At 68.2% G+C, this 10,558-nt stretch carries 6 protein-coding genes; 4 read left to right on the plus strand and 2 right to left on the minus strand.

Annotation, left to right across the window (positions count from 1 at the left end; genetic code table 11):
* Positions 1-91 precede the first annotated feature (91 nt).
* The 4 genes from GH266_RS23190 (at position 92) to GH266_RS23205 (ending at position 4,833) form a co-directional block, all read left to right on the plus strand.
* Entirely contained in the window at positions 92-1,921 is a 1,830-nt protein-coding gene (locus GH266_RS23190; RefSeq protein ID WP_158195961.1) for a PHA/PHB synthase family protein, read from the plus strand.
* A gap of 106 nt (positions 1,922-2,027) precedes the next feature.
* Positions 2,028-3,047 carry an ABC transporter substrate-binding protein gene (locus tag GH266_RS23545; RefSeq protein WP_158195962.1) on the plus strand — a complete coding sequence of 340 codons (1,020 nt, stop codon included), beginning with the start codon at positions 2,028-2,030 and terminating at the stop codon, positions 3,045-3,047.
* Positions 3,048-3,070: 23 nt separating this feature from the next.
* Entirely contained in the window at positions 3,071-4,078 is a 1,008-nt protein-coding gene (locus GH266_RS23200) for a FecCD family ABC transporter permease (RefSeq protein WP_483409542.1), read from the plus strand.
* Positions 4,075-4,833 carry an ABC transporter ATP-binding protein gene (locus GH266_RS23205; RefSeq protein WP_158195964.1) on the plus strand — a complete coding sequence of 253 codons (759 nt, stop codon included), beginning with the start codon at positions 4,075-4,077 and terminating at the stop codon, positions 4,831-4,833. The genes GH266_RS23200 and GH266_RS23205 overlap by 4 nt, the downstream gene beginning before the upstream one ends.
* A gap of 11 nt (positions 4,834-4,844) precedes the next feature.
* On the opposite strand, the gene GH266_RS23580 is transcribed toward GH266_RS23205, so the two are convergent.
* Both GH266_RS23580 and GH266_RS23715 read right to left on the minus strand, forming a co-directional pair.
* Complete coding sequence (locus GH266_RS23580) at positions 4,845-10,319, minus strand: putative Ig domain-containing protein (protein ID WP_425329578.1); 5,475 nt, start codon at positions 10,317-10,319, stop codon at positions 4,845-4,847.
* Complete coding sequence (locus GH266_RS23715) at positions 10,316-10,531, minus strand: putative Ig domain-containing protein (RefSeq protein ID WP_425329579.1); 216 nt, start codon at positions 10,529-10,531, stop codon at positions 10,316-10,318. The genes GH266_RS23580 and GH266_RS23715 overlap by 4 nt, the downstream gene beginning before the upstream one ends.
* Positions 10,532-10,558: the final 27 nt, after the last annotated feature.

The following is a 10,558-nucleotide window of genomic DNA, read 5'->3' on the forward strand; positions in this document are numbered from 1 at the left end:
GTGACACAGATCAAGGTCAGGCCTGTCTGTCTCTGGCAAGATCGATATGCGGCCGTCGAGCCGCGCCCCACCGAACGTTATCGAGGCTGCCATGACCAGGCGCGCGCAAGACAAAGCCGAACTCCTTGCCGGCACCGCCCTTGCGGGGGCCGGTGCCCCGCCAGCTAACGCGCAGGTCGGGTCGCCGGGCGCGCCGGCACCTGCCCATCACCTGCACGAGACGATGGACCGCGGCGTCCGCGCGGCCGCCGCGCGGGTGACCGGGGGCCTCTCGCCGCATGCCTTCATCGAGGCCTGGAGCGACTGGGCGCTGCATATGAGCCGGGCGCCCGGACGCCAGTTGGAACTGTTCGAGCGCGCGCAGGAAAATGCGCTGAAACTGGCAGCAGCCTGCCTGCCGGGCGCCGAGGGCGAGGCCAGCGCTCCCTTCGCGCCCAAGGCTTTCGACCACCGTTTCGAGCATCCGGGCTGGGAAACGCTGCCGTTCCGCACCTGGAAACAGGGCTTTCTCGCCGTTCAGGACTGGTGGGACCATGCGACCGACCGCCTGCGCGGGCTGGAGGAGCAGGACGCCAACCGGACCCGCTTCATGGCGCGGCAGGCGCTCGACCTGGTCTCGCCCTCCAACTTCCCCTTGACCAATCCGGAGATCATCGAGGCGACGATCCGCCAGGGTGGGCGCAATTTCGTGGAAGGGGCGGGGCATTTCTCGCAGGACCTCGTCAAGACGCTGACCCAGCGCCACGACCCGCCGCCCGAGGGCTTCAGGCTCGGAACCGATCTTGCCTGCACCCCCGGCAGCGTCGTCTACCGCAATGATATCCTTGAGCTTATCCAGTACGCGCCGACGACCGAAAAGGTGCAGGCCGAGCCGATCCTGATCGTTCCGGCCTGGATCATGAAGTACTACATTCTCGACCTGTCGCCGCAGAACTCGATGGTGAAATACCTCGTCGATCAAGGCTTTACGGTCTTCATGATCTCCTGGGTGAACCCGACCGCCGCGCAGGCCGATCTGTCGCTGGAGGACTATCGCAAGCGCGGTGTCATGGCAGCGCTGGACGCCGTATCCGCCATCGTCCCGGACCAGCGCATCCATGCCGTCGGCTATTGTCTCGGCGGCACGATGCTGGCGATTGCCGCGGCCACCATGGCGCGGGACTGCGACGAGCGCCTCGCTTCGGTCACGCTGATGGCCGCGCAGGTGGATTTTGTCGAGGCCGGGGAGTTGCTGCTCTTTCTCGACGAAAGCCAGGTGGCGTTCCTGGAGGATATGATGTGGGACCAGGGCTATCTCGACCGCCCGCAAATGGCCCGCACCTTCGCCGCGATCCGCGCCGAGGACCTGATCTATACCCGTGCCGTGCGCCGCTATCTGCTCGGCCAGGACGATCTCCCCACCGACATCGGCGTCTGGAACGGGGATACGACCCGCATGCCGGCACGCATGCACTCGCAGTATCTGCGCGGCCTTTTCCTGGAAAACCGGCTGACGGCCGGCCGCTTCGCGGTCGAGGGGCGCGTCATCGCCTTGAAGGACATCTCCGCGCCGATGTTCGTCGTGGCGACCGAGACCGATCACATCGCGCCGTGGACATCCGTCTACAAGACCCAGCTTTTCACGGACAACGACCTGACTTTCGTGCTGACCAAGGGCGGGCATAACGGCGGCATTCTGAGCGAGCCGGGGCATCCGCGCCGGCATTATCGCCTGTCTCATCGCCCGGCCGGCGCCCATTATTCCGGCCCCGACGGCTGGCTGGACCGGCACCGGCCGCGCACCGGCTCCTGGTGGCCGGAATGGTCCGCCTGGCTCCTCGCGCGCAGCAGCGCAGAGGGGATACCTCCGGCCGTCGGCGCACCTGACAAGGGGTTACCCCCGCTGGAGCCGGCCCCCGGCAGCTACATTCATCTGATGTGAGCGGCACGTGTGGAGGGGATAAAAAACATGAGTGAAATACTCTTGAATTGACCGTCCCATCGGAGTAGCTCTCGCGCATCCCCCTCAGATGCGCGGACTAATCCTCATGTCTTCCAGCTTCTCTCTCGCCGCCGCCACGCTCGCGCTGGCCACCCTTGCCCTTGCGTCCGCCGCCCGGGCCGAGCCGACCAGCTACCCGCTGACGATCGAAAACTGCGGTGCGACGGTCACGTTCGAGAAGGCGCCGCAGCGCGCGGTTGCACTCGGCCAGAACAGCGCCGAAATCCTGCTGCTGCTCGGGCTGGAGGACCGTCTTGCCGCGTCCGCCTTCTGGCCGACCAAGGTGCTGCCGGAGCTTGCCGAAGCGAACGGGAAGGTGAAGCTGCTCACCGTGGAGCTGCCGACGCTGGAATCGATCCTGGCCGAGGAGCCCGACTTCGTCGCCGCCCAGTTGCCGCTGCTGCTCGGGCCCGACAGCAAGGTGTCCAAGCGCGAGGATTTCGAGGCGCTCGACATCCCCAGTTACCTGGCGCCGGGCATCTGCAACACCCGCAAGGACACCGGCGACTTCTATGGCAGCCGCCAGCAGCTGTGGAACATGGATCTCCTGTACCAGGAGATCGACGAGCTTTCGCGGATCTTCGACGTCGCCGACCGCGGCCAGAAGCTGATCGCGGAGTTCAAGAAGCGCGAGGCGGACCTGCGCGCCCGTCTCGGGGACAACCCGGACCTGACCTTCCTGTTCTGGTTCTCCAGCCCGTCCGTTGCGGACGATGCCTATCTCGGCGGCAAGAACGGCGCCTCCGGCTTCATCGCCGACGTGCTGGGCGGCCGCAACGCCATCACCACCGAGGCCGAATGGCCGACGGTCGGCTGGGAAGGCATCATCGCCGCCAATCCGACGGTGATCGTCGCCGCCTCCCTCGACCGCAACCGCTGGGACCTCGACAAGGCGGAAAACAAGATCGCCTTCCTGAAGGGCGATCCGACCGTCAGCCAGATGGAGGCGGTGCAGAAGGGCTATATCGTCACCATGAACGGGGCGGCGATGAACCCGACCATCCGCACCATCTACGGCGCGGAGGAAGTCGCCGCGCAGCTCGAGGCGCTCGGGCTCCTGAAGTGACGATATCCCCGTCGAGGGCGAGCCTGCAGTTCGCCGCATTGGTGGTCGGATCGCTGGCCGTCCTGGTGCTGGCGGTCGCCACGGCGGTGGGGATAGGCGAGATGCATATCCCGCTGCGCACCGTGGCGCTCGCCGTGACCAACCAGTTCGGCTGGACATCCGCCGACATCAGCCGGATCCAGGCCAGCGTGATCTGGGACCTGCGGCTCAGCCGCGCGCTCGTCGCCGCGCTCTGCGGCGCGGGCCTGGCTATGTGCGGTGCTATCCTCCAGTCGCTGCTGCGCAATGCCCTGGCCGAGCCCTATGTGCTCGGCATCTCGGCCGGCGCTTCGACGGGGGCCGTCGCGGTCATTATCCTCGGCGTCGGCGCCGGAGCGGTGACGCTGTCCATGGGCGCCTTCGCCGGGGCGTTGTCGGCCTTCCTCTTCGTCGCGGTCCTGTCCGGCGGCGGGCGGGGCGGGGCCGACCGCACCATCCTGTCCGGCGTCGCGGCCGCCCAGCTTTTCAACGCGCTCACCGCCTATATCGTCACCACCTCGGGCAATGCCCAGCAGGCGCGCGACGTGATGTTCTGGCTGCTCGGAAGCCTCGGCGGCGTGCGCTGGCCGGAGTTCCAGCTGCTGGCCGTGGTGGTCGCGATCGGTCTCGGCGTGTGCATCTGGTATGCCCGGGCGCTCGACGCCTTCACCTTCGGCGATGACGCCGCCGCCTCCATGGGGATACCCGTGGAGCGCGTCCGACTTGTCCTCTTCGCTATCACCGCGGTGATGACGGCGACCATCGTCAGCATGGTCGGGTCCATCGGCTTCGTCGGCCTGGTGGTTCCGCACGCGGTGCGCTTCCTCATCGGGCCCGGTCACATCCGCCTTCTGCCCGCCTGCCTGCTGGTCGGCGCCGTGTTCATGGTGCTCGCCGACATCGTCTCGCGCAGCGTCATGCAGCAGCAGACGCTGCCGATCGGCATCGTCACGGCGCTGGTCGGCGTGCCGTGTTTTGCGTTGATACTTTACCGCGCGAGGCCCGCAACATGAGCGTTTGTGCCGAAAATCTCGTGTGGCGCGTCGGGGGCAAGACGATTGTCGATGACGTGTCGTTCGACGTCGAGCCGGGCAGGGTGCTCGGGCTGCTGGGGCCGAACGGCTCGGGCAAGTCGTCGCTGCTGCGCCTGCTGGCCGGCCTGCGGCGCCCCGCCTCGGGCCGGGTGCTGCTCGACGGCACGGACATCGCTCGGAGCGGCCGCCGGGAGCTGGCGCGGCGCGTGGCGCTGGTCCAGCAGCATGCCGCGACCGATGTGAACGTGACGGTTGAGGACGTGGTGCGCCTTGGCCGCACGCCGCATCGCGGCCCGCTCGCGGCCTGGCGGCCGGCCGACACCCGGGCCGTCGACACCGCCCTGGAGCAGGTTGGCATGACCGGGTTCCGCCGTCAGTCCTGGCACAGCCTGTCGGGCGGCGAGCGCCAGCGCGTCCACATCGCCCGCGCTCTGGCTCAGCAACCGCGCGAGCTGTTTCTCGACGAGCCGACCAACCATCTCGACATCCAGCACCAGCTCGAGTTGCTGCGCCTCGTCTCGCAGCTGGGGCTGACGACAATCGTCGCGCTGCACGACCTCAACCACGCCGCGATGTTCTGCGACCATCTGCTGGTGCTGCACCGGGGACAGGTCGTGGCGAGCGGCGCGCCGGCCGACGTGCTTACCCCCGACCTGCTGCGCGACGTGTTTCGCGTCGACTGCGACTTCCTGCGCTCGGACGACGACGTCCTCCGCATCCTCTTCAGGAAGTAGCGCCTGCCGGATCAGAACCGGACGGCAAGGCCCATTCTGCCGCCGGCCGAGGCCTGGCCATCTCCCTCGATGTTGAAGAGCAGTGCGCCGTCGAGGCTCCACATGCCGCCATTGGTGAGTTCCACGCCGGCGCCGAGCGAGCCGAAGGCCCCGGATCCGCCGAGACCCGCGAAGCCGCCCGTCACGGCAATGCTCGGGGTGACGATCATGCCTTCCTCGAGGACAAACTGCCGGGCGAGCTCCGCTCCCAGGCTGACGCGCAGCTGCTCGACGGTGAAGCCGTCCATTCCCACCACATTGCCTGCGGCGTTCCTGACGCTGTAGTCGTCGATCTTTTCGGACAGGTAGACGGTCCGCAGCTTCGGCGCCAGCGTGGTCGCTTCATCGAGATGCCACACGCCGGACAGGGAGGTGCTGAACATCCACCGGCTGGTGTCGAAGCTGCCGTCCCAGAACCTGCTGTCGATGTCGTTCGACGATCCGCCATAGAGCAGGCTGGTATCCCAGAACACACCGCGGCCGAGCTCGAACGAGGCGTAGGGGCCGACGAACCAGCCATTGCCCGTCAGTGTCGCATCGTCGCGGGTCGGATCGCTCATCCGGTCGAAGTGGAAGGAGATGCCGATGAGGGCACGCTCCGTCAGCAGATAGTCGGCACCTGCGGAGAACAGGGCGAAGGTGCCCCAGCGACTGTCCTCTCCATTGCGATTGTGCATGGCGAAGGTGCCATCGACCCACACGTTGAACGAGGAGGTGTCGACGCCGAGGCTGCGCTCGATCGCCTCGCTCGCTGCGGACATCTGCGCCAGGCTCGTGGCAAAGCCGAGGGTCACGCCCTGGGCTGACGGCATCATGCGCATGTTGATGACGTCCCGCGCAGACTCCATCTGCCGCCGCTCGCGCAGGCCAGGCACCTTGATCGTGTTGCTGAGCAGGTTTTGGCGTGCCTGCACGAAATCATGCACCAGGCCGTGGACCTCCTTGGCGACCGCCTGCGGATCGTAGCCCAGCGTGTAGAGGACGGTGCCGACATTGGACGTGCCGAGCGAACTGGTCAGGGTGAAGCGCACCCGCACCTGGCCGGAATAGGTCGGGTTGGGAGTGAACTTCAGATAGAAGCCGACCGGGGCAGGCGCGCTGTCGAGCTGCGCGAACTCTCCGAACACGATCTGCGCCGTGCCGGCATTGGCCGGCTCGACGGCAACGATGTTCGCGGACTGGAACGGCCCACCCGTCGCGCCGCTCGCCAGGTTGACGTTGGGCGGCGTCGAGCCCGGCGGTACGGTCACGTCCTTGTCGCTCACCGTCACCGTCTGCTCGGCGACGCTCAAGGTGTAGGCCGCCGAACCCGTGACGTTGTTCGCATCGCGCGCCTGGATCGTGAAGCTGTAATTGCCCTCGGTATCGGGATCCAGTGGACCGTTCAGCTGGCCGGTGGAGATGTTGAGCACCAGGCCGTCCGGCAGACTGCCCGAGGTAACGCTGTAGATATATGGCGCGAGCCCGCCACTGGCGGTGATCGAGGCGGTGTAATCCTCGCCAGCCGTTGCGGCAGGCAATTCACCACCCGCCGGGGAGAGCGCGATGACGACCGGTGCTGCATCGACCTGCAGGCTGTAGACGGCGTTGCCGGTGTCGCTGTTGGCATCCGTCGCGGTGACGGTGAAGTTGGCGGTCTCCACCGTGGTCGGGGTTCCGCTCAGCGTGCCGTCGCCGGCAAGGGTCAGGCCGTCGGGCAGGGCGCCGGCGGTCACCGCATAGCTGTAGGGCGAGGTGCCGCCGGAGGCGGTGAAGCTCTGGCTATAGGCCGCTCCGACCTCGCCATTGGCGAGGCTGCCGGCCGCCGGGGACAGGGTGATGACGACGGGGGCATCGACCTGGATCGAATAGGCGGCGTTGCCGGTGGCACTGTTGGCATCCGTCGCGGTGATTGTGAAGTTGGCCGTCTCTGCCGTGGTCGGCGTGCCGCTCAGCGCACCATTGGCGGCAAGGGTCAGCCCATCGGGCAGGGCGCCTGCGGTCACCGCATAGGTGTAGGGCGAGGTGCCGCCGGAGGCGGTGAAGCTCTGGCTGTAGGCCGCTCCGACCTCGCCATTGGCGAGGCTGCCGGCGGCCGGGGAGAGCGCGATGACCACCGGGGCTGCATCGACCTGGATGGAATAGGCGGCGTTGCCGGTGTCGCTGTTGGCATCGGTGGCGGTGACGGTGAAGTTCGCCGTCTCCACCGTGGTCGGCGTTCCCGTGAGGGCACCGTTCGAGGCGAGGGTCAGGCCGTCGGGCAGGGCGCCTGCGGTGACCGCATAGGTGTAGGGCGAGGTGCCGCCGGAGGCGGTGAAGCTCTGGCTGTAGGCCGCTCCGACCTCGCCATTGGCGAGGCTGCCGGCGGCGGGGTTCAGGGAGATGACGACGGGGGCATCGACCTGGATGGAATAGGCGGCGTTGCCGGTGTGGTTGTTGGCATCGGTCGCGGTGACGGTGAAGTTGGCCGTCTCCAGCGTGGTCGGCGTTCCGGTGAGGGCACCGTTCGAGGCGAGGGTCAGGCCGTCGGGCAGGGCACCTGCGGTGACCGCATAGGTGTAGGGCGAGGTGCCGCCGGAGGCGGTGAAGCTCTGGCTATAGGCCGCTCCGACCTCGCCATTGGCGAGGCTGCCGGCCGCCGGGGACAGGGAGATGACGACGGGGGCATCGACCTGGATGGAATAGGCGGCGTTGCCGGTGTCGCTGTTGGCATCGGTCGCGGTGACGGTGAAGTTCGCCGTCTCCAGCGTGGTCGGCGTTCCGGTGAGGGCACCGTTCGAGGCGAGGGTCAGGCCGTCGGGCAGGGCACCTGCGGTGACCGCATAGGTGTAGGGCGAGGTGCCGCCGGAGGCGGTGAAGCTCTGGCTGTAGGCCGCTCCGACCTCGCCATTGGCGAGGCTGCCGGCGGCGGGGTTCAGGGAGATGACGACGGGGGCATCGACCTGGATGGAATAGGCGGCGTTGCCGGTGTCGCTGTTGGCATCGGTCGCGGTGACGGTGAAGTTGGCGGTCTCCGCCGTGGTCGGCGTGCCACTCAGCGTGCCGTCGCCGGCAAGGGTGAGGCCGTCGGGCAGGGCGCCTGCGGTGACCGCATAGGTGTAGGGCGAGGTGCCGCCGGAGGCGGTGAAGCTCTGGCTGTAGGCGGTGCCGACCTCGCCATTGGCGAGGCTGCCGGCCGCCGGGGACAGGGTGATGACGACGGGGGCATCGACCTGGATGGAATAGGCGGCGTTGCCGGTGTGGTTGTTGGCATCGGTCGCGGTGACGGTGAAGTTCGCCGTCTCCAGCGTGGTCGGCGTTCCGGTGAGGGCACCGTTCGAGGCGAGGGTCAGGCCGTCGGGCAGGGCGCCTGCGGTGACCGCGTAGGTGTAGGGCGAGGTGCCGCCGGAGGCGGTGAAGCTCTGGCTGTAGGCCGCTCCGACCTCGCCATTGGCGAGGCTGCCGGCGGCGGGGTTCAGGGAGATGACGACGGGGGCATCGACCTGGATGGAATAGGCGGCGTTGCCGGTGTCGCTGTTGGCATCGGTGGCGGTGACGGTGAAGTTCGCCGTCTCCAGCGTGGTCGGCGTTCCGGTGAGGGCACCGTTCGAGGCGAGGGTCAGGCCGTCGGGCAGGGCGCCTGCGGTGACCGCATAGGAGTAGGGCGAGGTGCCGCCGGAGGCGGTGAAGCTCTGGCTGTAGGCCGCTCCGACCTCGCCATTGGCAAGGCTGCCGGCCGCCGGGGACAGGGTGATGGTGACCGGGGCTGCTTCGACCTGGATCGAATAGGCGGCGTTGCCGGTGTCGCTGTTGGCATCCGTCGCGGTGACGGTGAAGTTGGCGGTCTCCGCCGTGGTCGGGGTTCCGCTCAGCGCACCATTGGCGGCAAGGGTCAGCCCATCGGGCAGGGCGCCTGCGGTGACCGCATAGGAGTAGGGCGAGGTGCCGCCGGAGGCGGTGAAGCTCTGGCTATAGGCCGCTCCGACCTCGCCATTGGCGAGGCTGCCGGCCGCCGGGGACAGGGTGATGACGACGGGGGCATCGACCTGGATGGAATAGGCGGCGTTGCCGGTGTGGTTGTTGGCATCGGTCGCGGTGACGGTGAAGTTCGCCGTCTCCAGCGTGGTCGGCGTTCCGGTGAGGGCACCGTTCGAGGCGAGGGTCAGGCCGTCGGGCAGGGCGCCTGCGGTGACCGCGTAGGTGTAGGGCGAGGTGCCGCCGGAGGCGGTGAAGCTCTGGCTGTAGGCCGCTCCGACCTCGCCATTGGCGAGGCTGCCGGCGGCGGGGTTCAGGGAGATGACGACGGGGGCATCGACCTGGATGGAATAGGCGGCGTTGCCGGTGTCGCTGTTGGCATCGGTGGCGGTGACGGTGAAGTTCGCCGTCTCCAGCGTGGTCGGCGTTCCGGTGAGGGCACCGTTCGAGGCGAGGGTCAGGCCGTCGGGCAGGGCACCTGCGGTGACCGCATAGGTGTAGGGCGAGGTGCCGCCGGAGGCGGTGAAGCTCTGGCTGTAGGCGGTGCCGACCTCGCCATTGGCGAGGCTGCCGGCGGCGGGGTTCAGGGAGATGACGACGGGGGCATCGACCTGGATGGAATAGGCGGCGTTGCCGGTGTGGTTGTTGGCATCGGTCGCGGTGACGGTGAAGTTGGCCGTCTCCGCCGTGGTCGGCGTGCCGCTCAGCGCACCATTGGCGGCAAGGGTGAGGCCATCGGGCAGGGCGCCTGCGGTGACCGCATAGCTGTAGGGCGAGGTGCCGCCGGAGGCGGTGAAGCTCTGGCTGTAGGCCGCTCCGACCTCGCCATTGGCGAGGCTGCCGGCCGCCGGGGACAGGGTGATGACGACGGGGGCATCGACCTGGATGGAATAGGCGGCGTTGCCGGTGTGGTTGTTGGCATCGGTCGCGGTGACGGTGAAGTTCGCCGTCTCCAGCGTGGTCGGCGTTCCGGTGAGGGCACCGTTCGAGGCGAGGGTCAGGCCGTCGGGCAGGGCGCCTGCGGTGACCGCGTAGGTGTAGGGCGAGGTGCCGCCGGAGGCGGTGAAGCTCTGGCTGTAGGCCGCTCCGACCTCGCCATTGGCGAGGCTGCCGGCGGCGGGGTTCAGGGAGATGACGACGGGGGCATCGACCTGGATGGAATAGGCGGCGTTGCCGGTGTCGCTGTTGGCATCGGTGGCGGTGACGGTGAAGTTCGCCGTCTCCAGCGTGGTCGGCGTTCCGGTGAGGGCACCGTTCGAGGCGAGGGTCAGGCCGTCGGGCAGGGCACCTGCGGTGACCGCATAGGTGTAGGGCGAGGTGCCGCCGGAGGCGGTGAAGCTCTGGCTGTAGGCCGCTCCGACCTCGCCATTGGCGAGGCTGCCGGCGGCGGGGTTCAGGGAGATGACGACGGGGGCATCGACCTGGATGGAATAGGCGGCGTTGCCGGTGTCGCTGTTGGCATCGGTCGCGGTGACGGTGAAGTTGCGGTCTCCGCCGTGGTCGGCGTGCCTCAGCGCACCGTCGCGGCAAGGGTGAGGCCGTCGGGCAGGGCGCCTGCGGTGACCGCATAGGTGTAGGGCGAGGTGCCGCCGGAGGCGGTGAAGCTCTGGCTGTAGGCCGCTCCGACCTCGCCATTGGCGAGGCTGCCGGCCGCCGGGGACAGGGTGATGACGACGGGGGCATCGACCTGGATGGAATAGGCGCGTTGCCGGTGTGTTGTTGGCATCGGTCGCGGTGACGGTGAAGTTCGCCG

This window comes from Stappia indica (assembly GCF_009789575.1).
GTDB lineage: Bacteria > Pseudomonadota > Alphaproteobacteria > Rhizobiales > Stappiaceae > Stappia > Stappia indica_A.

Coding starts and splice junctions, on each gene's coding strand:
- GH266_RS23190 (WP_158195961.1), top strand. CDS start 92: ATGACCAGGCGCGCGCAAGACAAAGCCGAACTCCTTGCCGGCACCGCC.
- GH266_RS23205 (WP_158195964.1), top strand. CDS start 4,075: ATGAGCGTTTGTGCCGAAAATCTCGTGTGGCGCGTCGGGGGCAAGACG.
- GH266_RS23545 (WP_158195962.1), top strand. CDS start 2,028: ATGTCTTCCAGCTTCTCTCTCGCCGCCGCCACGCTCGCGCTGGCCACC.
- GH266_RS23715 (WP_425329579.1), bottom strand. CDS start 10,531: ATGCCAACAACACACCGGCAACGCGCCTATTCCATCCAGGTCGATGCC.